This is a genomic window from Roseicyclus salinarum (assembly GCF_029624655.1).
In the GTDB taxonomy this organism is placed as follows: Bacteria; Pseudomonadota; Alphaproteobacteria; order Rhodobacterales; family Rhodobacteraceae; genus Roseibacterium; species Roseibacterium salinarum.
On the sequence record NZ_JARRSA010000006.1, the window covers coordinates 43021 to 65033 of the forward strand.

Here is a 22013-nt window from a genome sequence, read left to right on the forward strand (position 1 = left end):
GGAACCGGGGTCAGTAGACGATGCGGTAGAACCTCGGCGCGGCCCAGTCCGGCAGGCCTTCGATGCCGCAGAAGCCGACCTCGCCGCCCGCTGTCGCCTCGACATGCTGGTCGCTGATCACCGACACGCCGTCGATGCCGCCGACGTCCGCCGTGAAGCTGACCGCCCCGCCGGCCACCACGCGGGAGCCGTACATCTTGAAGCCCGACGGGACCCGAAGGCCGCCGAGGGTGAAGAACTGCGCCCCGCCGCCCGGCGCGCAATTGTCATCGACCCCCATGCGGATGCCGGCCGCCCCGGTGATCGAGTCGACCGACGTGCTGGTGGTGACGACGGTCACGTCCTCAACGGCGGTTCCGGATCCGAATGCGATCTCGCAATTCGTGATCAGGACGCCCTCGCGCAGCACGGTGTCGTTGGTCACGCGGACACGCTGGTTGCCGTTGGCGCAGGAAACCTGGTGGATCCGGCCCGTCTGCCACACCGTGGCGTCGATCGGGTCCTGCCAGTTCAGGGTCACGACGTCCGTGGAGGTCAGGAATTCGGGATAGGCCGGCGATCCCGGGCTGGCCAGCGTCTGCAGCATCGCGCCCACGCGGCCGGCCGCGTCGATCTCGTAGTAGCCGTCGCGCAGCGCGTCCTCGATGCCGATGTTGGACGCCCAACCGCCATTGGGCAGCACCACGTCGCGCCGGTCGGGCATCGAGACGATGGCGCCTCTTTCGTAGACGTTGTTGTTGTTCAGCGAGGCGTATCCATTGGAATGGATGCAGAAGCCCGACGTGTAGGTGTTGCCGCTCGTCACGGCGACATACTCGTCTCCGACGAAGCCCTCGAGCATGCAGGTCGGGAAGTAGGTGTTGGCGATGGACCTGCGGACCACGTCGAAGCTGTCGACGCCGACGAACGACAAAAGGAAGGTGCGCACGCCGTTGCCCCGTGCCGCCATCCGCGCGGTATCGACCATCACCGCGTCCGTGGCGCCGAGGGAGGGCGTGAACGCCCGCGTCGCCTGATCCCAGATCCCGAACACGATGTCCTCGGGCAGAAGCACGCTGCCGTGCAGGTCGGACGGAAGGGCGTCGTGCACCATCCGCAGCGCGGCGTCGATCGCCTCGGCCTCGCCTTGCGTCTGGCGCGCGACGAGCGCCGCATGCGCCGCGCTGTCGGCCGCGATCTGGAGATGCGTCCTGAGCCGGATCGAGTTCGAGACGTCGAGGGCGATCCCGCCAAGCGCGCAGGACACGACGAACATGATCAGGCCGAAGGCCGTCATCGCCCCGTCCTCGCGCGCCAGAAGCGACGCGGATTTCCGGACCAGACCTTGCATGAGCATTTTCATCATAGCCACTCCAGCCTGTGACTTCCCGTGAACACCACGGCGCTCGAGGACGAGTTCCCGAGCATTCCCATGAGGTGCAGCGCGGTCCACGGGATGCGGACGATGGTGTTGACGGTGTTTCCGTTGATCGCGACGATGGCGTCCGCTTCCGGGTAAAGGGACTGAAGCTGCGCTTCTATGTAGGCCTCGGTTTCGGTCGGTGTCTTGAAGCGGCCGATCGACATCTGCCGGTTCCCGTCCTGGATGCTCTGCGTCACCGTCGAGTAGCTCTGGAAGGTGTTGGTGGCATCGACGATCAGGCCGGTCAGCACCGTCATGAGGACGAACCAGAACAGGACCTCGACGGTGGCTGTTCCCGACTCGGACCTCGCGAAGGCTGTCATCTTGGATGTCAGCGGCATGTCACGCCTCCAGGTCTTCCTTGAACCTGCTGGTCCAGATCGTGATGGATGCATCGTTCGAAAGCGCCGCGATCAGTCCGAAGATGTCGATGCCCGAGATCGGCACGGTGACCCGCGTGTGCACGATGCCGTCCTGCACGAAGCTGTCCACCGTGCCGAAGGTCGTGCCGTCGGCGGTCCTGAGCTGGGCCTGGATCAGCTGTTCGGTCTGCAGGTTTGTGGTGAACACTCCGACCGACCGCAGCCTGGTGCCGTCCTCGATCACGCGCACGATGTTGGAGCGGTTGAACAGGATGTAGGTGGCGTCGGTCACGATCATGAAGAACGTCATGACGAACGGCAGCCAAAGGACGAAGGATATCGTCTCGACGCCGCCGCGTTCGCCCTTCAGGAAGGCTGCAAGTCTGGAAATAGCGATGTGAGGCACGTCCGTTCTGCATCCTAAAGTTGTCAACGTATAATAATCGGCGACCATTGCGGCGACACCTAGGCCAAACATTGACTTGAATGCGAGGGATGTCCCCGGCGCGCCTCGACCGGAGGTCCGACGCGGCCGGGGCTTGGGAGGGCAGGGCGCGGCTCAGGGCGCGCGGCGGTCGCCCCAGTTCAGCCAGGCGACATCGTCCGGCGGAAGCATCCCGCCGATGCGCGCGGCGTAGTCGTCCATCTCGGCCGCCGTCAGCCGTCCCTCCCACTTTCCGGAACTGCCGGAATTGTAGAAATCGGCGAGATCGTGGAACGGCCCGTCCTCCTGGAAGCGCCGTTCGCTGGTCTCCACGGCCTTGCGCATGGTGGCGAAGGTGGTGGCCCCGGCGATCTCGTCGCGGAGCGCGTCTGGCAGGTCGATCCCCAGAAGGCCGGCCAGCCGCGCGATCTGCGCGGGCAGGTCGCGGCTGAGGTCGGCGTAGTGGAAGAAATGCACGTTGCCCCGCGCTTCGCGGGCGCGCGCCTCGCGGTAGTGGTGCACCATCGAGGCGACGGTCAGGTCGTCGGTGCCGCCATCGGTCGGCGGCGCGTCGAGGAAACGGCGGAAGCCCGCGTGCTCGTCCTCGGGGAACATGAAGTCGAGCCAGTCGTGCTTCATGTTCCCGGCATGCGTGCGGAGCGAGAAGTGCACGTCGACGGGGTGGCGGTAGACCACGATGTAGGTCGGCTCGGCGGCGTAGGAGATGCCGTCCATCGGGGTATGCGTCTTGATGCAGCGCCGGCGGTCGAGCCCGTCGAGGAACGCCGTGGTCTCGCGCCGGTCGCGGAACGCGGCGTCGAGCCACGGCGCGTGCTGCGAGCCTCCGGCATCGGGAACCGCGCGCCCGTGGATCAGCATCATCACGATGTTGAGCATCCATGTGGTGCCGCATTTCGGCGGCGTGACGACGAAGACGTCGTCGGGCCGCAGCGTGAACCAGCTCCAGACATCGGTGTCCGTGACCACGCCCCTGTAGTCGCGCAGGCGCTCTGTGCCCGGTGTCGTCATTGGTGTCCCCCCCAAAGCGCGGCCTCCGGGCCCGTGATTGCGCCCTTGCGGCGCGCCGCGCTTCAGTGTCGGCCCAAGTCGCCCGCCGATCAAGCGTTTCGCGCGCCCGTCAGCGGCCCCGCGAATGCCGCTCCAGCGCCGCCGCGGCCTCGATCGGGCGGCCGAAAAGCGCGCCCTGCTCGAAATCCGGCCGTTTTTTTCATGACGCCCAAGTCCTGCCGCCGGTCGCGCTTCGTGGCGACGGGACAGGCGGCCGTCCCGCTGTCACGAGGTTGCAGGCACGCGGTGGGCCAATCACGGCCCTGATCCGACTGAGGCGCATCCCAACTGACAGCGCCGAGGCCGGTTTCGACCGGCCCGGCAGCTGGGCTTGACGAGGCCGGCGCGCCGGCGTGTGCTGCCGTCGAATTCGTGGCGCGAGTCTCCGCGCCGCTTGCCGACGTCCGGAAAGGAAATCTCGTGACAGCGTCCGTTCCAGCCGCGAGCGTGCAAGCTCCGGCGGCCTTCGCCACGCGCCTGTCGTTCTTCGCGGCCGGCTTCGTCATGGCGGCCTGGGCGTCGCTCATCCCTTTCGCCAAGGCACAGGTCGGCGCGAACGACGCGCAACTCGGCGTCCTTCTTCTGTGCCTCGGCATAGGGTCGATCGTGGCCATGCCGGTCACGGGCTATGTCAGCGCCCGGCGGGGCGCGCGCGGCATGGTGCTTCTTGGCGGCTTCGGGCTGGTGGCGCTCCTGCCCGTGCTCCTGCTTGCGCCGTCGGCCCTGACCCTCGGTATCGCGCTCTTTCTCTTCGGGGGGGCGCTCGGGACCATAGACGTCTCCATGAACGTCCACGCCTCCGAGGTCGAGCGCCTGGCGGACCGGCCGCTCATGTCCGGCTTTCACGCGATGTGGAGCGTGGGCGGGATCGCCGGCGCGGGCGGGATGGCCGGTCTTCTGACGCTTGGCCTGCCGCCGCTTGCCGCGGCGTTCGCGGCGGCCTCGCTGGCTGCTCTCGCCATGACGCTTGCGACGCCGAGGCTCTTGCGCGCGCGGGCCGACGAGGTGCCGACCTTCGCGCCTCCGCGCGGCATCGTGCTCCTGCTCGCCGGGCTCACGGCCGCGGTCTTCCTGATCGAAGGGGCGATCCTCGACTGGGGCGCTCTCCTGTCGGTCGAGCGCGGGCTTCTCGAGACGGCGCGGGCGGGGCTCGGCTTCATGCTGTTCTCGGTCGCGATGGCGGCAGGGCGGCTGCTGGGGGATCGGATCGTCGCCCTGATCGGGCCCTTCGCCACCCTGTTCGGCGGCGGGATCGTCGTCGCCTTCGGGATCGCGCTCATGCTCCTGTCGGCTGCGGCCGCGCCGGCGCTCGCGGGGTTCTTCCTCGTCGGCCTCGGGGCGGCGAACCTCGTGCCGGTGCTGTTCAGCGCGGCGGGGCGGCAGAAGGTCATGGCGCCAGGCCTGGCAATCGCCGCCGTTACCAGCACGGGCTACGCCGGCATCCTGCTCGGCCCCGCCCTCATCGGCTTCGCGTCCCAGGTCACGAGCCTTTCGGCGGCGTTCTGGGGCCTCGCGGCGCTGGTCCTCGTGTTCCCGGCCACCGCGCGCGTCGTGGCGCGCACCTGAGCTTGAGATCGGGACGCTCGTCCTCGCGGTGGGCGCAGATCAGGGCCGGTCTCGGCACGGCGCGGCGCGGCAGCGGGACGCTCCACGATGTGGACACCCGAAACGGGACAGGCAACGTCCGCTCGGACGAGGATGGGTATCGCGAAGGTTGTCTAGGCTGCGGTAGCTTCAGTCACGACTGCGGGAATTGGCACGTCCCATTCAGGTCCCGGCCCGTGCTTTTCCAAAACCCTTGACACAACTGCCGCTCGTATCGCTGCCGCATGTGCTGGGGGTTGAGGCCGCAACAGCGCACCGCCTCTGGCCGTGCCTTCCAGGAAGTAATCGAAGGGCGCGCCGGGGTCGCTGACGTGCCACTTGGATGCGACCGTGCGTTGTCGGCAATCCTTGAATCCCGCCTTCTCAAGCGCGGGCAAGGCTGTCGCCGGGTCGGCATAGTCATTCGCTCCGGGTCCCGGGGGCAAGGCAATGTCTGGAGACCCGTGTTGGCCAATGGCGTCAAATACATAGCCAAGGGCGGTGTCTACTTCTGGCCCGCACCAAACTGAAAACGCCAAACGGCCACCGGGACGCAGAACTCGGCGGACCTCTTCCAAGACCCTTGGAGGGTCCGGCACATGAGGCATCCCGAACCCGATCGTCACAACGTCAAAGGCGCCGTCCTCGAAGCTGAGGGACATGGCGTCGCCTTCGACGAATTGGGCCTCCGGCACGGCTGTCCGAGCCAACTTGAGCATGGCCGGCGAGAAATCCAGCCCCGTCACCCACGCGCCTGCCTTGCATAGGCCTGCCGCCACGTTACCCTGACCGCAGCATAGGTCGAGCGCTGCAATGCCTGGTCGCGCCCCGACCGCCGAGACCAAGGAGGGGACAACCATGTCCGCGGCCTTGGCAAATACCTTCGCGTAGGATTGGGCCACTTCAGATTTCGCCCATTCCCGTTTCTCGAGTGCGGCGAACGTATCCGGCTCGCGAAACTCTGACATCCTCGCACCCCCCGGTCTGCGTCTCTAAGTGAACGTTCGGCCAGGCTGTCTTGTCAATGAGAGCGCCCCTGGGAGGACCAACGCCATCCGAGTTTCCGTCACGCGATGTCCCGCAGCGCGTTGGGTAAGGGGCGGGCCTTCAGTATCCGGAACGCAAAGGCCGACAGGATGACCAGCAAAAACAGTCCCGCCCCGAACAGCATGGCGGTATCCGGTGTCCCGGTGCGATCCACCAACCAGCCGGCGACCGTCGGACTGACCGCCACCACCGCGTGGTAGAGCGTGAAGAACACGCCCATTCCGAAGGCGCGCCGCTCCGGTGCGACGGCTTGGCCGCTCAGCGCCATGATCACGCCTGCCGGCGCCATTCCGATGATCCCGAACAGGAGGCTGGCACCCAGTCCCGCGCCGGGCACCTGAAGCAGCAAGAAGGCTGCTGCGCCGACCAGCATGCCCGCGACAAGCACGGTGTCGCGCCGTCCGAACCGGTCGACGATCTGGCCGCAGGCCGCACCGGAGAAGATCATGACCCAGCTTGCCACGCTGATGATCGACGCCGCCGCCAGCAATGTCATGCCACGCGCCTCGAGCACCGCGGGGCCGAAACTGAGCCACATGATGTAGCCCGCGTTGAACACGCCCCAGGCTATCCCTGCGCAGCAGATCAAGGCCCATTCGCGTGGCATCAGCCGCAGATTGCGTCCGGTGACCGGCGGAAGATCGTGCGGCGGGCGATACAGCGCGCAGACGCCGATCGCCGCCAGCGCGCACCAGGCCGAGGCCACGAGGAACGGCAGCCGCCAATCGTACAACGTCACCAGCCAGGTGTGCCCGACCTGTCCGATCGCGATACCGAAGGGCCAGCTCATCACGAGCAGCGACATCGCCGTGGCGATCTCTCGGCCGCCAAACCAATCCGCGACCATCTTGGTGAAGTACAGCGTGACGACAAGGAAACCGGCGCCTGCCACGATGCGACCGAAGCCGAGCGCTTCGGGACCCGTTGCGAAGGCTGACACCAGTCCGCCGATCGCCAAAGCGGAGAGGCCCGCAGCCGACAGCACCCGGTCCGACGCGAAGCGCGCAAACGCGCCCGCGGGTAGCGCGAGGAACAGCCCCGGCGCCATGAACAGCCCGATCATCAGCCCGAGTTGCGCATTGTCCAACGCGAAGACATCGGCAATCTCTTTGCCGGCGGATCCCACCGTCTGGAATTGCGCGCCAAGGCTCGCGCGTGCGAGGACAAGCAGGGCGAGAATGCGCCAGCGAAGCGCGATCCGGGCTTGTGTCGTCTCCGGCCGGGCGCTCATGTCTCGTACTCCATGTAGACGAACCACGGATCGACCTCGATCGGGTCGGCGACGTCGGTCACGGCGGTCATGCGAAAGCCTGCGTCGATGGCGCGGGGTGAAAGCCCCGCCGCGCCGTCGATCGAAGCCGAGGGCATCATGCCCAGCCCAGTTGGCGCACAGCGTGCACGTCGTTCCAGATCTTGGTCATGTGCCGGATGCGGCCCCCCTCGAATGTCATGACATAGGCATAGTCCGACGCGACCGTCTTGCCCGTCGGCGCGACCGGGCCGCCTGCGCCGGTCTGGGTGCCGTGGAACACCGCGGCGGCGACGACCGTCCCGCGTCCCTCGTCCGCGGCGAACGCCGTCAGGTCGTAACGCCCGTCGGGGATCGGCGTCAGCAGGCCCTTCATCCATTCGGTATAGCCCTGCAGCGTCGTCACGTCGGCCAGCGCGTCGGCCTGGCAGGCGAAGCCGGCATCGGCGTGGCAGAACCCCTCGCAAGCGGTCCAGCCGCCCCCTGTCTCGCAGGCCTCGAAAAAGTCGCGTGCCGTCTGTTCCATGCTCATCGGTTTGTCCCTTTCTGTGGATCCGAACAGCATGACAGCAGGCGGCTCTGCGCGGCATCGGCCGGATGCAGTATTTCGCGCGGGCAGCTTGCAGTAATTTTATACTGCATCTGCGGGATTGCCCTGCGCGGCGGCACGCGGAAGGATCGAGATGTCATAGGGAACCGCCACGCCATGCCGCAAGACCTGCTCAGCCCGCGCGAGATCGAGATCGCCACAGCCTACGCGCAAGGTGACACCTACGCAAAGATCGCGAACCGGCTGGGTATCGCGCCCACCACGGTGCGGACGCATCTGGCCACGATCTATCGCAAGCTTGGGGTATCCTCGAAGCTGGACCTGCATTCCCTCCTGGTTGGCGACGCCAGGCCCCAGCAGGAAAGCACGGATTTCGCGGCCGTCATCTCGGAACTCGCCCTCAGCCTCGAGGAGGCGCTGAGCCGTGAGCGCGCGATGGCCGAGGTGCTGCGCATCATCAGCCGGTCACAGGGCGATAACGACGCGGTCGTGTCGTCGATCCTCGGCCACGCGCTTGAGCTGTGCGAGGCGGAGTTCGGCATCCTGTTCGACTACCACGGGGGCAACAGGTTCGAGGCCACGCATGACCGCGGCATACCGGACGCGTTCCGCGACTGGCTGAAGGCGCAGGGTGTGTTCGCGGTGGGGCCACGCACCGGCCTGGGGCGTGTGGCGTCGGGGCAAACTCCGGCGAACATTTTCGATGTGCGGGCCGAAGAGATCTTTCGCAGCGACGACCCGCTGCGATGGGCGACAGCTCATCTGGGCGGCGCGCGGTCGTTCGTGGCGATCCCCATGATGTCGGGCAAAGGTCTGGCCGGGGCCTTCACCATTTACAGGCAGACGGTCAGACCGTTTTCGGAAACCGCCGTGGCGCTGGCGCAGAGTTTTGCCGACCAGAGCGTCATTGCCCTTGAAAACGCGCGCCTGTTCGCAGCGTTGAAGGATAGGGTGGCGCCGCAGTGACCGGCATCGAGCCCTCGGTCGGCAGTGTTGGCGTCAGCTCTGACACCGCCCTTGCGGAAACGATCGACGACTGTTCAAGCCCGGGGTCATCCACCGCCGGCCCGGCCTCGACGCCGTGGAATGCGCCGCACTCGCACGAGGGCCTGCCATAACGTGCGCCTCTCGCCTCGCGCAGGCGCCCGGTCATGGCTGCCTGTCGCACTTGCTGCGGACAGGCATCGGGGGCGCTCCGTGCTGCGCGTACGAGGGGCTTTACGACGAGGGTGACAAAGCGGCCATTGATGTAGCTTGGCGTAAAGTTTCCGGTATTGGCACAAACAGACATGGTTCATGCCTTGACCGATCATGGCGTTTCCGGGATGACGAATGGAAACCATCCGGTCTCGCCAACGATCACGAGACCGCCGGAACGTCCATTCTGCATCACGAGTTGGCAGTTTTCGATCTCCGTCTGCTGCCAGATCCACCGGTCGCACAGGCGGCCATCGACCACGACGCTCTCGCCCTCCCGAGCGCGGGGAAGTGGGCCGAAGACGCCGCTCTGAAACAAGATGCCGCCGGCGGTGCGAACTTGGCTCCAGTCATCCAGGGCGATCCATGTCCGTCGTCCGACGATCCGTCGATCAAACAGGCGATCCTGGATTTCCTGGCCGGATAGCGGCGTGGGGCGCCCAAGGTCGTCATGCGTGCCTGGCTCCCCGGAGGCCCTGAGGATGCCATCGCGAAGGCGCGCGTCGATCTCGGCATCCGCGTAGCGTACAAGCGCCGCCGCCTCCGCCGCAGTCGGTCGACGCCACGTGGCCGCCCGCGGGTTCGAATAGCCGATGTCGCCGATACGCCAGGCACCGAACGGACGGCTTTCCTGAGCCTGGACAAGCTCCTCGAACGCGGCGCGCGCGGCGGCCTCCTCGCCTTCGAGGCCGAGGATTGCCGCCCTGAGCGCGAGCAGCTGCAATGGAGGGGCCCGCGCCGTCTGGACAGCGATCTCGACGGCCTCCCTCGCGGCGGTCAGGTCGCCCTCGGCGAAAGCTGAAAGCGCGAGCGCGAGGTATCCGTCCTGCGGCGCCGCCGGCGACAGCATCACCACCCTGGCAGCGAGACGCCGCGCGGCGTCGGTCTCGCCCGTGAGCGCAAGGCTTCGCGACAGGACCGCAAGCGCTCCGACATGCCCGGTGTCGAGTTCGAGCGCACGTCGTGCGAGGCTCTGCGCAGCAAGATGGTCGAGACGGCGGAGCGCGAGCCGTGCGCGGGCGGCCAGGATGTCGGGATGTTCCCCATCGGCGGACGCCAGAGCCCGCTTGAGCATCAGGTAGCCCTCCAGCCAGTGAAGCGCCGCGGCCTGCGCGTAGTTGTCCGCCTCGAAGGCCACCCTCTCGAGGGCGACGACAAGGCCCGCGACGGGCTCGATTGCGCCCGGATGCCGCTCGACCAGTTGGCTGAACCGCTCGAGAGCCTCGGCGTTGCCCTCGGGCGATCCGGAATGCAGCCGGCTGAGCGCACCGAGATAGGCGGGCACCGCCGCCTCCGGAAGCGTCGGCCGCGGGGGATCCGGCAACCCTGCGAGCTCCACGCCAATCCCGTCCGTTATCCGCTCCAGGATCTCGTCGCGCACGTCCCGAGGCGCGCTGGCCGAACCGGAGAACCGGCCGGCCCAGACCTCACGGCCGCCGGCGGCTTCGGTGATCCAGACGTTCAGCACCCACAGCTCGCCCTCGCCCCGGATCCGACCGCGCAGGACGTGGCTGGCGCCGTGCACGGCTTCGTTGCCCGCAGCGACGATGCGCCCGCTTTCCCGCGACAGGACGTCGACTGCGGCGCGGCGCACGAGCTCGGTGGACAGGTCGTCCGAGAACCCTCGCGCAAGCTCGGGGGCTATGCCATCCCCGGCCTCAAAGGGACGGACAAGCAGGCGGGCGACATCGGACCCCGGCGCGGGATCGCGCGCCAGCGTTGCCCAGAGAAGCGCGGCGGCAGCGACGAAAGCGGCCGCGGCTGCGGCGAACGCAGGTTTCCGACGCGGACGTGAAAGCGCCGTGGCGACCGGCCCTGACGGCTTCGGATCGAAACTGCCCGCCCGGATGCGCCCGGCAAGATCGGCGAGCGCGTCGGACGGCGCGATGCCGAGGTCGGAGGACAGCGTCGCCGCGAATGAACCCGCCGCCTCGATGGCCGCGGCCGGTCGCCCTGCGCGCGCCAGGACCGACATCCGGACCCGCATGGCCGGATCGTTGTAAGGATCCACCGACAAGAGCCGGTCGACAATCGCCATCTCGGCCTCTTCCGGCACGCGCTCCCAGCTCTCCATCAGCTGCGTGCCCGCTTCGACCACGAGACCCTCGAGCCGCGCGCGCTCCGCTGCGAGCCATTCCGAAAAGCCTTCCTCGGTATCGATGGAGAGGTCGTCGAGGAATGGACCCGAGTAGAGCTCGAGGCAGTGCCTGCGGCCCGCATCACCGTCTTGCCTGCAGGATGCGTCCAGCTCCCAAGCGTCGACCTTGATCCGGTCCGCACGGATCGCCACCGTCTCGGTGCGTGCGTCGATCAGATCTGGCGCCCACTCATCCAGCGCGCGCCGGAGGCTGTAGAGCGCCTGGCTGAGCGAGGCGAGCGACTGTCGTGTCGTGGTTCGGGACCAGAGTAGCCCGCCAAGCCGTTCGCGTCGGACCGGCTCCCCCTTTGCCACGAGGAGCACGGCGAGAAGCGCGCGCGCCTTCTTCGTCTCGATGCGGACGGGATGTCCATCGCCGGCGGCAAGTTGGAATGGGCCAAGGAGGGATGCCTGAAGCCGCGTCATCCTTCGAGCATCCGGCCTGCGACTGCCTCGGGTCAAGCTTTGAGCCTGCCAGCGCTCGGCGCATTGGAAGGTGCATGGTGCATTTTTGAGAGCGGCTTGAGACAGAGTTGGCTCGAATCTGAGAGGGCATCGGCATGCCGGACTCATCGCAACTCAGCGCATGGGAGCCTTCACATGAACGTCCTGACGAGCAGCCTGATCGCCCTGACCCTTGCCACACCGGTGGGTGCCGATCCCCTCGTCGAGGGGCACGTCTCACCCTACGAGCCACGAATGATCCTCGACACGATGGAAGAACTGAACCTCTGGATTGACGCCTATACCGACCTGCCGCGATCGGACGTGCCGCTGGCCCGCGTCGAGTTGGTCGAGCCGGGTGTCATCATCCACTACGAAGGGCAGACGATGCAGATCGACGAGACCGTGCGGGGCGTCTACGACGCGGATACCGCCACGATCTTCCTCGTGCGGCAATGGTACGGCGAAACCGCCTTCGACCGCAGCGTGCTGCTGCACGAGATGGTGCATCACCGCCAGGTGAGCGCGCAGCACTGGTACTGCCCGCAGGCGATGGAATGGGATGCCTACCTGATCCAGGAGGACTACCTGAACGCCCACGGCGAGACGGGAGACTTCAACTGGGCGTGGGTGCTGCTCGCGTCGAGCTGCGCGGTCCGCGACCACCACCCCGACTGAGCTAGAGGCCGAGCCCCCGCCGCCACGCGGCGAAACGCTCGGTCAATTCCGGCCCGTGCTCGACCCAGAAGTCGGGATCGAGCACCAGCGCCCCCTCTATGCGGTCCTCGCGCGAGGGAATGTGCGGCAGGACGGGCGCACCCGTATGAAACCACGGCTCGCCCGCCGCGATGATGTCGAGCGCCGATTTCCGCATCGGGCCGTAGGGTATCCACCGCGCTTGCGCCGCCTGCTGCTCGGGCTCGGCCACGTGGCGCAGGAAGTCGAGCGCCGCCGCCTCGTTGGGCGCGCCTGCGACGATCACGAACCATTCCTCGTCGAGGATCTGCCCCGCATAGATCGTACCGATCCGGTCCTCCCCCGCAAGCTCGGCAGCTGCCACCCGGCCGCTATAGGCAGTCGCCATCGCCACCTCACCCGAGCGCAGAAGGTCGACAGGTTCCTCGCCTGACGACCAGAGCCTCAGATCGGCCGCGATGCGGTTGAGCACCCCGAACGCCCGGTCCCGTCCCTCATCTGTAGCGAGCAGTTCGTACACCTCGCTGGCGGCCACCCCATCGGCCATGAGCGCCATCTCGAGGTTGGCCTGCGGAAAGGCGGCAATTGCCCGTCGCCCGGGAAACGCCTCGGTGTCGAAAAAGTCGGCGAGCGTTTCAGGCGCCTCGTTCGGAAACGCGTTGTTGTCGTAGGCCGTGACCCACGACCAGATGATGTTGGGCCCGACGCATTCGTTCGGCCGCGGGATGACGAGATCGTCTTGCATCCCGGTGGGAAAGAAGTCGTCCGGCAAACGCAGGAACAGGCCTTCCTCGCAGCCCGCGCGCGCGTCATGAGCGAGCACGTCCACCACGTCCCAGGCGATCGCGCCGCTCGCGACCTGCTCGCGGATTTCTTCGAGACCGCCACGGTACTCGATCCATTCGATCCCCGGAGTGAAACCGGGAGAATAGGCGTTTTCCTGGCTTTCCTGATAGATCCCGCCCCAAGTGACCACGGTCAGATCGTCCGCGGAGACCGATACGGGAGCCAGTATGGCGCACAAGATCGCGCATTCACGGCGCAACTTTGACCTGTTCCAGATCATCCCTCGAGCGTAAGCGCCGCGAGGTGTTTTGATCAACCGACAAGTAGCTCTCACAATGGGTTTATGTCTTCTCTGCGCCGATCGGGTAGAAACGGGGCTCGCCGCGCATGCACACTCCCAATCGCGTACCGAGTCCGCTTCGGGCCGGGATTGAAGCCGAGCCTCCGAAAACACGCGTATGCCGCTTGCAGCGCCGCCACATGGCCGCTTGTCTTTCCTTCCGTCGAGGGCCCGCAGCGATTTCGCGCGCGCAGATGGACGCGCGCGCCGCGATCGGCCCACACCTGCCGTCAGGAGTCTCGGGCTTGCTGCAACGCGGATTCACCGAAGCGGAAGTTCGTTCGTCCCGCCGCGATCTCCGCCGGTCAACGTGGCCGGAGCGCACAGTGAGGACCTTGACTTCAGAGACTCTTTTCCGGCCCGCGAGATTACCAGTAGGGTGCAGCTGCGGGCAATTGTGCGCCGCAGTGACATTTGCGTTCGGCATCCGGACTACGAGTCATTTTCCCGCACGCATCGCAGCGAACCATGTAGGGATTGATGCGCTCCTTGACCCAAACCGACGTATATCCGTGCTGCGCGAGGGTTCCGTCGTACATCTTCTTCTGGATCTCGGAATGGGTGCCCGTCCGCATAAGCTGCCGCGGCGAGTCTGTGTCTTCCCATGCAGAGATGGTTACCATCCTGTTCCCGATCGTTGCCGTCGTCGCCCCGATGAATCCGTCGATTCCAAGCATTTCAATGAGAGTGGCGCGCGATCCTTCCCGCACAGCCTGCTTGCCGTCATCGTCCCGAGCTTCAAGATAGGTGATCGAAAACGCGCCCGGTTCTTGGGTCTTGCCGCTCTGCACCATGGTCGAGGTGCCGAACCGGAACGGCCCGATCTGCGATGGCTGGACGACAATGTCGAGGCCAAGCTGACGCGGGACCACGCCAGGATCGAAATAGCCGGTGACCGAAGTAATCAGGCCCTCTTCGTCGAAAGTGAAGAAATCCGCGCCGTCGAGTTCGATCTGCTTTCCTGTCGGCGGCAATCCGTTGAACGAGCCCAGGTTCGTGCCCCGCATGATCCACTGAGCTGAGGCGCCGTCGTCGGAATGCGAGGCGATCTCGAAACTCAGGTCGGGAAAGACGCTCCACAGGCCGGTTACGTAGCCCCGGAGCGCCTCGCCCGAAATCGGCCCTCCGGTTGAGGGGTCCTCGTAGGTCCCATCGCGGGCGAGCTTCGCGAGGATCGCGTTGAAGTCTCGGGAAATCCACGCGTTGAAATAGGCCTCGGCGCTGGCTTTCTGTGTCATTATCCCCTCCGGGTTTGCCACGGTCATGAATGCTCGATGATTCCCACGGACCCGGCGTATGTTGAAAACTCGCATAAGAGGGGCCGGGTCCAAAGCACTTTCCCGCCGGTCCTCGAGCGCTTCGTCAAGACTTCTGAACAAGTCCCGGTTGGCGGACTTTGCCTCAGGAAGGCCGGCTACCAGATCACGGTCGAGAAGGTCGAGGGCGGCAAGCCGACCCGCTACCGGATTTTTGCAGAACCGCCGCCCGCCGAAGGTGACGCCGCGTCCAGCAGATGATCGACCTTGCCTTCCTCGCGCCGGACATCATTCGGGACGTGCTGGATGGAAAGCAGCCGGCGGGCTTCACCTCGGACTGGTGTGTCCGGCATGAGATTCCCTCCGACTGGGCCGAGCAGCGGTCGCTAATCGCGTCTCTCTGATCCCTGCACACCCACACCTCGTATCGCGGAAATGCCCTGCGCAGACTTCGGGCTGTTGAGGGCGCAAAACTGGGCGACTTCCATGTCTGCCCATATCCTGCACGACGGCAAACCGCGGAAACCAAGGCACTATCTGCACAGTACCGAGTACCGTCTCGATTTGCGGAAGTGACTGGCTGGGGTGGTAAGATTTTCTACTAATGGCTTGATATATAAAGAGTTTATTTCAAACCGAAGGATATGGTGTCAAGCAAAATCGGAGGGAAGAAAGTCATGTGTGCCACTGAGGCTCAGAGGCCCGGCGTCGCTCCGCCATCGACCGTCAACGCAATCCCCTGGATATGGCGAGTCTTGGGAGAGCAGAGAAAGGCGACGGTCTCGGATACGTCCGACGGGCGGCCGATGCGGCGCAGACCCGCCTCCAGGCTCTTTCTCGCACGAACCTCTTCCAAAGGTATTCCCTCTGCTTCCGCTTCCTGCTCGATAAGCTGTTCCATCCGGTCGGTCTCGGTCATTCCCGGATGGACGATATTGACGTTCACGTCGTCCTTCACGCCCTGTTTTGAAAGCGCCTTGGTGAAGTGCGCCAGCGCTGCGTTCACGGCGCCACCCACCATGAAGCCAGGCGCTGGCGTATGAGCCGCCGCCCCGCCGATATTGATCACCGTCCCCTTCGCCGCGACGAGCGCTGGCCAAAGGCAACGCGTCAGCCGCACGGCACCGTGAAACTTGAGCGCGAAGCCCTCGATCCAATCCTGGTCGGGCTGGTCCGGAAAGACGCCTGCCCGGGTCGCGCCCGCGACGTTCACGAGGATGTCGAGGCCGCCAAGCTTCTCCAAGGCCCGAGATGCGGCGGCCTCGCATCCTGCAAATGTCGAGAGGTCCGCCGCGATGACGTGAACTTTGCCACCCGCGCGGGCAACTTCGTCCGCTACCCTTTCGAGGTCTTTCTCAGATCGCGCGACAAGCGCAACCTCGGCCCCATCTGCGGCCAGACGCATCGCGATGGCCCTGCCGATTCCCTTGCTGGCTCCGGTCACGAGGGCTTTCCGCCCCGACAGTTCAGGCTTTGCCATGCGACTTGCTCCGTGCCTTCGTTGTGCTCGTGGCGTCCGATGCCACCTCCTCGGTGCGAAAGCCGAATTGCTCCGACAGCTCGGCGGCGATGGAGCGTGTTATCGAAGTGTATTCGGCCATGTCGGTCAGCGACATGCGCCAGACGGGGCCCGAGAAGCCGATCGCGCCCACCACCTTGCCAGAGAAATCGCGCACCGTCGCCGCCATGCAGCGGACCTCGGCGTTGAACTCGCAATCGTCGAACGCGATGCCGTCGCGCCGCGCCTTCTCGACCTGCAGCCGAAGCTCCTGCGCGTCCTTCAGCGTGCTCGGCGTGTAGGGCGCGAAATCGACGTCGCGGGTGTATTCGTCATAGGCGTCCGGCTCGAGCCCCGAAAGCAGCGCCTTGCCGATGGCGGTGCAGTAGACGGGTCTGAGCGTGCCTGCGCGTTCGTTTATCTGCAGCGCGTTGGGCCCTGCGTGCCGGACGAGAATGAGGGCCTTGCGGCGCTCCCAAATGGCGTAATGGCTGGCCTCGCCCGTCGCCTCGGCGAGTTTCTCCAGATAGGGGGTCGCCGTCGCGCAGATCTCGGCCTCGTCGAGGCAGGCCGAGGCCAGCTGAAAGATGCCGCGCCCTATCCGGTAGCGCTTGTCGTCCGGCCCCGTGCGCAGATAGCCGAGCGATACGAGCGTGCGCGTCACGTGGTAGAGGGTGCTGGTATGCAGGCCCAGTTCGCGGCTGAGCTCCGAAAGTGTGATTCCGCTCCGGTGGCGCGCGACCTCCTCGAGAACCGAAAAGGCCCGTTCGAGCGATTGTATGCGGCCATCGCGGCGGTCTTCGCTGGCTTCGTCGGTCACGGCGTCTCCTTTTCTCTCTGGGAAATTTGTAATCTGCTCAGCGAGAAAATCAACTCTCTCTTCAGGTCTCGATCGTTCGCCGCGAGGGAGGGGAGTCGGCATCTGCCGAGTTTTGACTTGGGAATCGGCCTATCAATTTCGTTTTTTCTCTACAGAAGAGAATAGAGACGGGACTATGGGAAAGATGTTGACAGCCGTTCCGGCGTCGCCATAGCTTCCATTCAGCGGCAGGAGGAACCGCACCGACAAGGGAGGAAGACATGATTTCCAAGACAGGAATGCGCGCCGGATTCGCAGCCATGCTGATGGCCTCTGGTGCCCTGGTGGCAGGCCCGGCCGCTGCGCAGGACTGGCCCGAGCGGCCCGTCACGCTGATCGTGCCATGGGGCGCGGGTGGTGGCACTGACACCGTCGCGCGGACGCTCGCCGCCGCGATGGAGGAGCCGCTTGGCCAGCCCGTGAACGTGGTAAACCGCACGGGCGGCTCGGGAATCGTCGGTCACACGGCGATGGCTTCGGCGGATCCCGACGGCTACACGATCGGCACGATCAACGTCGATCTCAGCCAGCTCGTCTGCCAGGGCCTCACGGATCTCACGGCCGAGCGCTTCACCCATATCGCGCTGATCAACACCGAGCCGGCCGCCGTTTCGGTCAGCGCCGAGTCCGAGTTCGAAACGCTTGAGGAGGCGCTCGACGCCATTCGCGAGAACCCCGCCGGGACGTTCACCGCGTCGGGCTCCGGCACGGGCTCGATCTATCATCTCGCGTGGGCGGGCCTGATGGTCGCGGCCGGTATCGATCCGAACAAGGTAACGTGGGTGCCCTCCGAGGGCGGCGGCCCGTCGCTTCAGGACGCGGCCTCGGGCGCCATCGACTTCGTGACGCCGCCGCTTTCCACGGCAGCGCCGCTGGTCGAGGCGGGGCGGATCAAGCCGCTGGCCACCATGGGCGCCGAGCGCTTCGCGGGGCTGCCGGACGTGCCGACGGTCGAGGAGGCGATCGGCGTCGACTGGACGTCTCAGACCTGGCGCATGATCGGCGCGCCCGAGGGCCTGCCCGACGACATCCGCGACGAGCTGACCTCGGCCGTCCGCACCGCCTTCGACAGCGAGATGTTCACGAATTTCATGAACGAGCGCGGCTTCGCCATGACGTGGATGGACCCCGCCGAGGCGCATGCGTTCCATGCCTCCGAGGACCAGGCGATCTGCGAAGTCATGGAAGCGGCAGGGATGCTCTGAGGATATCCTCTCCCGACTGGCCGGGCGCCTCGGCGCCCGGCTTTTTCGACGCCGGCGGATGCCCTGCTTCATCCGTCTCGACCCGCCACCCGGAGCCCATGCCATGAAGTTCAACGACGCCATTCCCGGCGCGCTGTTTCTCGCCATCGCTATCTTCGCCTTCATCCACGCGGGCAGTTTCATGCGCTTTCCCGGCGTGCCCTACGGACCCGATCTCTTTCCGCGGATCATCGCGGTGATGATGGGCGGCGGCGGCCTCATCCTGATCGTTCAGGGCCTGCGCAGCGCAAACCGCGCGCCGTGGCTCGAACTGGCCGGATGGGCGAGGGCGTGGCGCAGCTACGGCATCTTCTTCGCGGTCGTGGCGGCGGTCCTTTTCTACGTCTTCCTGTCCGGCACGCTCGGCTTCCTGCTGACTGGTTTTCTCATGTTGACGGGCCTCTTTCTCGTCACGCGGGGGCTTTCGACGATCCTGTCGAGCGTCGCGCTCGCGCTCGGGGTCACCGTGCTCATTCATTTCGTCTTCGCCGAGGCGTTGCGGGTACCGCTGCCCTTCGGACTGATCGAACGCTGGCTGGTCTAAGCTGATGGAGACGCTTCTCGCCGCATTCGACCTCGTCTTCCGGCCCGAGATCCTTCTGGTGATCCTTGGTGCGACCGTCTTCGGCATCTTCGCGGGCGCCATGCCAGGTATCTCGGCAACCGTCGCCGTGGCGCTCTTGGTGCCCATCACCTTCTTCATGGAGCCGGTCGCCGCGCTCGCGGCCATCGCCACCGCCGTCGCCATGGCGATCTTCGCGGGCGACCTGCCCGGCGCGCTCCTCCGCATCCCCGGAATGCCCGCCTCGGCCGCCTACGCCGAGGAAGCGCACGAGATGACGCTCAAGGGGCAGGGCGGCACCGTGCTGTTCGTGGCGCTGATCTGCTCGGTCCTCGGCGGACTCGTCGGCACGGCGGCGCTCGCCTTCTCGGCCCCGCTGCTCGCAGATTTCGCACTGGAGTTCCAGTATTACGAATACTTCTGGCTCGCGGTTATCGGCCTGTCGACGGCGGCGCTCGTCGCCGCGTCGAATCCGATCAAGGGGATGGTCTCTCTCTCCATCGGTCTTCTGCTCGCGACCGTCGGCCTCGACCTTATCTCGGGCCAGCCGCGCTTCACCTTCGGGACGCTCACGTTGATGGAGGGGATCCACTTCATCCCCGTAATGATCGGCATCTTTGCCGTGGCCGAGGTGTTCCGCGCGCTCATTCATCCGCCGCGCCCCGATGCGCGGCAGGCGCGAGTGCAGAAGATCGACTTCCGCGAGGCGTTCCGGACCATCTGGCGCTACAAGGCCAATCTTTGGCGCGGCTCGCTCTTCGGAACGCTGATCGGCGCCCTGCCCGGCGCGGGATCGGACATCGCGGCCTGGGTCTCCTACGGCTATGCGCGCAAGCGGTCCAAGACGCCAGAGAAGTTCGGCACAGGTCATCCCGAGGGCATCGTCGCGGCCTCGGCCTCGAACAACGCGGCGACCTCCTCGACCTGGGTGCCCTCGCTCGTCTTCGGCATCCCCGGCGACAGCGTGACGGCGATCGTGATCGGCGTCCTGTTCCTGAAGGGGCTGGAGCCCGGGCCCAACGTCTTCATCGAGAACGCGCCGCTCGTCTACTCGATCTTCGTCTCGTTCTTCATCGCGAACCTCTTCCTGATCCCGGTGGGCTACGTCGCGATCCGGGCGGCGAGCCAGCTTCTGAAGGTGTCGAACCAGGTTCTGATGCCGATCATCCTGATCTTCACGATGGTCGGCGCCTACGCGATCAACAACTCCATGCTGGGCGTCGTCGTGGCGCTGTTCGCGGGGATCGGCTCGTTTCTCATGCAGGAGAACGACTATCCCGTCGCGCCCCTGATCCTCGGCATGGTGATCGGAACGCTTCTGGAAAAGAACTTCATGCAGGCGATGATCGCCAAACAGGGCGACATGACGGCCTTCTTCGGCCGGCCCATCGCGGCGACGCTCGGCGTCATCGCGATCCTGATCTGGGTTGCGCCCGCCATTTCGGCGATCCGCGCGCGGCGCAAAGCGCGCCGTGCGGCCATCGACACCACGAATTCCAAGACGACTGGGGAGGCGGTCGAATGACCAAGCAGAAGGGCGGGGATCTCATCGCCGATCACCTGATCCGGGCGGGAATGCCCTACGTGTTCGGCATCTGCGGGCATGGCAACGTGGGCATGCTGGACGCGCTCTACGACCGGAAGGACGAGATCAAGCTGGTCTCTCCCCGCCACGAGCAGACCGCGGGCCACATGGCGGACGCGTATTTCCGCGTCTCGCACCAGCCGGTGGCGACGCTCACTTCGACCGGGCCGGGATCGGCGAACATCCCCATGTCGCTGGCCTGCGCGCAGGCCGACAGTTCCGCCTTCCTCGCCATCACCGCGAACGTGCCGACCTCGCAGTTCAACCGCGGCCCGTTCCAGGAAACCTACATGCACGGGCAGGCGAACTTCCCCGACGCGGTGAAGCCCTTCGTCAAGCGGTCGTTCCAGCCGAGCCGGGTCGAGATGCTGCCCCTGGCGCTTCGGCAGGCGACGAACCTCCTGACGTCGGGGCGGCCGGGACCGGTGAACCTCGACGTGCCCTACAACCTCTTCCAGGAAGAGGCCGAGGTCTCGCTCGACCCGATGGAGCGCCTCGGGGTCCAGAACCGCCCCGGCGCCTCGGAGGAGGCGGTGTCGGCGGTCGTCGACCTCCTTCTGTCGGCGAAATCGCCGCTGATCTTCGTGGGCCACGGAATAACCCTGTCCGAGGCGGGAGCCGAGCTGACCGAGCTTCAGCACCGGCTGCAAATCCCGCAGGTCGCCTCGCCGAACGGCATGGGGTCGCTCGACATGACCGACAAGCTGTCCTTGGGCTTCATCGGCCGGAACGGGACCTATCCCGCGAACCAGGCGGGGCGGAGGGCAGACGTGCTCCTGACCATCGGGGCCCGGTTCGACGACCGCTCGGCCTCGTCCTGGCTTCAGGGGTATTCGTGGAACATCCCGCCGACGAAGCTGATCCATGTCGACATCGATCCCACCGAGATCGGCCGCAACTACGAGCCCTTCCTCGGCATTCAGGCCGACGCGCGCACCTTCGTCCGGCAGCTTCTGGCGGAACTCGACCGGCGGGGTGTGACGCGGCACGACGGCACGAAGGCATGGCTTGCGGAGATCGCGGGCTGGCAGGCGGAATGGGACGCCTTCATCGCGCCGAACTTCGAGATCGACACGAACCCGATGCGCCCTGAGCGCGTGGTGAGGGACATCAGGCAGGTGGCCCCCGACGACACGATCCTCGTGCCCGACAGCGGCGCGCATCACAACTGGTTCATGCAGTTCTGGGAATGCCGACGCCCGCAATCCATGCTGAACACCTGGGGTTACTCGGCCATGGGCTTCGGCGTGTCGGGCGTGCTCGGCGCGAAGCTTGCCGCGCCCGACCGGCCCTGCATCGCGGTCTGCGGCGACGGCGGCTTCACCATGACGCCGCATGTCCTGTGCACGGCCGTCGAATACGACATCCCCGCGATCTGGGTCGTCTGGAACAACTACGCCTGGGGCGCGATCCGCGACCTGCAGCACGGCCAGTTCGGCGGGCGCGAGATCGGGACGAGCTTCACCCAAGGCCCGAACGGCACGCCCTACAACCCCGATTTCGCGGCGCTCGCGCGGGCCCACGGAGTGGACGCGGCCAAGGTCAGCCGATCGGACGATTTCCGCGACGTGCTGGGGCAGGCGGTGGCCTCCGGCAAGCCGTGGCTGATCGATCTGGAGGTCGATCCGGCGGTAAAGCCGCCCTCGACGGGCTCGTGGCAACTCCCGCCGCTGCGCGCGCCGGAGCCCGCCTTCGGCGAAGCCTGGCGGCCCGAATGACAAGG

At 66.2% G+C, this 22013-nt stretch carries 22 protein-coding genes and 1 pseudogene; 10 read left to right on the forward strand and 13 right to left on the reverse strand.

The genetic code is table 11. The features are described from left to right. Positions 1-10 precede the first annotated feature (10 nt). From P6F26_RS05330 to P6F26_RS05345, 4 genes are all read right to left on the reverse strand, one after another. Positions 11-1330 carry a pilus assembly protein TadG-related protein gene (locus P6F26_RS05330; protein ID WP_278027618.1) on the reverse strand — a complete coding sequence of 440 codons (1320 nt, stop codon included), beginning with the start codon at positions 1328-1330 and terminating at the stop codon, positions 11-13. A gap of 11 nt (positions 1331-1341) precedes the next feature. After that, the gene (locus P6F26_RS05335; RefSeq protein WP_278027619.1) at positions 1342-1743 is read right to left on the reverse strand and encodes a TadE/TadG family type IV pilus assembly protein; all 402 of its coding nucleotides are present in this window, start codon (positions 1741-1743) and stop codon (positions 1342-1344) included. Position 1744: 1 nt separating this feature from the next. Beyond that, complete coding sequence (locus tag P6F26_RS05340) at positions 1745-2170, reverse strand: hypothetical protein (RefSeq protein ID WP_278027620.1); 426 nt, start codon at positions 2168-2170, stop codon at positions 1745-1747. Positions 2171-2323: 153 nt separating this feature from the next. Continuing rightward, complete coding sequence (locus P6F26_RS05345; protein WP_278027621.1) at positions 2324-3217, reverse strand: sulfotransferase domain-containing protein; 894 nt, start codon at positions 3215-3217, stop codon at positions 2324-2326. A 459-nt stretch (positions 3218-3676) separates the two neighbouring features. Here P6F26_RS05345 and P6F26_RS05350 point away from each other — a divergent pair, with 459 nt between their 5' ends. After that, on the forward strand, positions 3677-4822 hold the full coding sequence (locus P6F26_RS05350) for an MFS transporter (protein ID WP_278027622.1): 1146 nt from the start codon (positions 3677-3679) through the stop codon (positions 4820-4822). Positions 4823-4974: 152 nt separating this feature from the next. Here the strand turns inward: P6F26_RS05350 and P6F26_RS05355 are convergent, their stop codons facing one another. From P6F26_RS05355 to P6F26_RS05370, 4 genes are all read right to left on the reverse strand, one after another. Further along, on the reverse strand, positions 4975-5808 hold the full coding sequence (locus tag P6F26_RS05355) for a methyltransferase domain-containing protein (RefSeq protein ID WP_347403033.1): 834 nt from the start codon (positions 5806-5808) through the stop codon (positions 4975-4977). A gap of 98 nt (positions 5809-5906) precedes the next feature. Next, a complete protein-coding gene (locus P6F26_RS05360) occupies positions 5907-7118 on the reverse strand; it encodes an MFS transporter (RefSeq protein ID WP_278027623.1) in 1212 nt (403 codons plus the stop codon). Beyond that, positions 7115-7258, reverse strand: a complete 144-nt coding sequence (locus tag P6F26_RS05365) for a hypothetical protein (protein ID WP_278027624.1) — start codon at positions 7256-7258, stop codon at positions 7115-7117. The genes P6F26_RS05360 and P6F26_RS05365 overlap by 4 nt, the downstream gene beginning before the upstream one ends. Beyond that, positions 7255-7668: an ester cyclase gene (locus P6F26_RS05370; protein ID WP_278027625.1), complete on the reverse strand. Its 414-nt coding sequence runs from the start codon at positions 7666-7668 to the stop codon at positions 7255-7257. Before P6F26_RS05370 ends, P6F26_RS05365 begins: the two co-directional genes overlap by 4 nt. Before the next feature lie 174 nt (positions 7669-7842). Here P6F26_RS05370 and P6F26_RS05375 point away from each other — a divergent pair, with 174 nt between their 5' ends. After that, complete coding sequence (locus P6F26_RS05375) at positions 7843-8652, forward strand: LuxR C-terminal-related transcriptional regulator (RefSeq protein WP_278027626.1); 810 nt, start codon at positions 7843-7845, stop codon at positions 8650-8652. Continuing rightward, positions 8646-8785, forward strand: a pseudogene (locus P6F26_RS19670) (IS3 family transposase); the annotation flags it as partial. The gene P6F26_RS05375 and the pseudogene P6F26_RS19670, both read left to right, overlap by 7 nt. Before the next feature lie 210 nt (positions 8786-8995). Here P6F26_RS19670 and P6F26_RS05380 read toward each other — a convergent pair. Next, complete coding sequence (locus P6F26_RS05380; protein ID WP_278027627.1) at positions 8996-11446, reverse strand: BTAD domain-containing putative transcriptional regulator; 2451 nt, start codon at positions 11444-11446, stop codon at positions 8996-8998. Positions 11447-11620: 174 nt separating this feature from the next. On the opposite strand from P6F26_RS05380, the gene P6F26_RS05385 reads away from it, so the two are divergent. After that, complete coding sequence (locus tag P6F26_RS05385) at positions 11621-12142, forward strand: DUF6647 family protein (RefSeq protein ID WP_278027628.1); 522 nt, start codon at positions 11621-11623, stop codon at positions 12140-12142. 1 nt (position 12143) lies between these two features. On the opposite strand, the gene P6F26_RS05390 is transcribed toward P6F26_RS05385, so the two are convergent. Continuing rightward, complete coding sequence (locus tag P6F26_RS05390; RefSeq protein ID WP_278027629.1) at positions 12144-13184, reverse strand: extracellular solute-binding protein; 1041 nt, start codon at positions 13182-13184, stop codon at positions 12144-12146. A 470-nt stretch (positions 13185-13654) separates the two neighbouring features. Next, on the reverse strand, positions 13655-14524 hold the full coding sequence (locus P6F26_RS05395) for an ester cyclase (protein WP_278027630.1): 870 nt from the start codon (positions 14522-14524) through the stop codon (positions 13655-13657). Positions 14525-14560: 36 nt separating this feature from the next. On the opposite strand from P6F26_RS05395, the gene P6F26_RS05400 reads away from it, so the two are divergent. Both P6F26_RS05400 and P6F26_RS05405 read left to right on the forward strand, forming a co-directional pair. Next, positions 14561-14803 (forward strand): hypothetical protein, encoded by a 243-nt coding sequence (locus tag P6F26_RS05400; protein ID WP_278027631.1) that lies wholly within the window; start codon positions 14561-14563, stop codon positions 14801-14803. Then, positions 14800-14946 carry a hypothetical protein gene (locus P6F26_RS05405; protein ID WP_278027632.1) on the forward strand — a complete coding sequence of 49 codons (147 nt, stop codon included), beginning with the start codon at positions 14800-14802 and terminating at the stop codon, positions 14944-14946. Before P6F26_RS05400 ends, P6F26_RS05405 begins: the two co-directional genes overlap by 4 nt. A gap of 290 nt (positions 14947-15236) precedes the next feature. Here P6F26_RS05405 and P6F26_RS05410 read toward each other — a convergent pair whose 3' ends face one another. Next, complete coding sequence (locus P6F26_RS05410; RefSeq protein ID WP_278027633.1) at positions 15237-16022, reverse strand: SDR family NAD(P)-dependent oxidoreductase; 786 nt, start codon at positions 16020-16022, stop codon at positions 15237-15239. Continuing rightward, on the reverse strand, positions 16009-16860 hold the full coding sequence (locus tag P6F26_RS05415) for an IclR family transcriptional regulator (RefSeq protein ID WP_278027634.1): 852 nt from the start codon (positions 16858-16860) through the stop codon (positions 16009-16011). Before P6F26_RS05415 ends, P6F26_RS05410 begins: the two co-directional genes overlap by 14 nt. A 260-nt stretch (positions 16861-17120) precedes the next feature. On the opposite strand from P6F26_RS05415, the gene P6F26_RS05420 reads away from it, so the two are divergent. From P6F26_RS05420 to P6F26_RS05435, 4 genes are all read left to right on the forward strand, one after another. Further along, positions 17121-18104, forward strand: a complete 984-nt coding sequence (locus P6F26_RS05420) for a Bug family tripartite tricarboxylate transporter substrate binding protein (RefSeq protein WP_278027635.1) — start codon at positions 17121-17123, stop codon at positions 18102-18104. A 103-nt stretch (positions 18105-18207) separates the two neighbouring features. Continuing rightward, a complete protein-coding gene (locus P6F26_RS05425) occupies positions 18208-18687 on the forward strand; it encodes a tripartite tricarboxylate transporter TctB family protein (RefSeq protein WP_278027636.1) in 480 nt (159 codons plus the stop codon). A 4-nt stretch (positions 18688-18691) separates the two neighbouring features. Further along, positions 18692-20230 (forward strand): tripartite tricarboxylate transporter permease, encoded by a 1539-nt coding sequence (locus P6F26_RS05430; protein ID WP_278027637.1) that lies wholly within the window; start codon positions 18692-18694, stop codon positions 20228-20230. After that, positions 20227-22008, forward strand: coding sequence for a thiamine pyrophosphate-binding protein (locus tag P6F26_RS05435; protein WP_278027638.1), 1782 nt, complete (start codon positions 20227-20229; stop codon positions 22006-22008). The genes P6F26_RS05430 and P6F26_RS05435 overlap by 4 nt, the downstream gene beginning before the upstream one ends. The last annotated feature ends 5 nt before the right edge of the window (positions 22009-22013 follow it).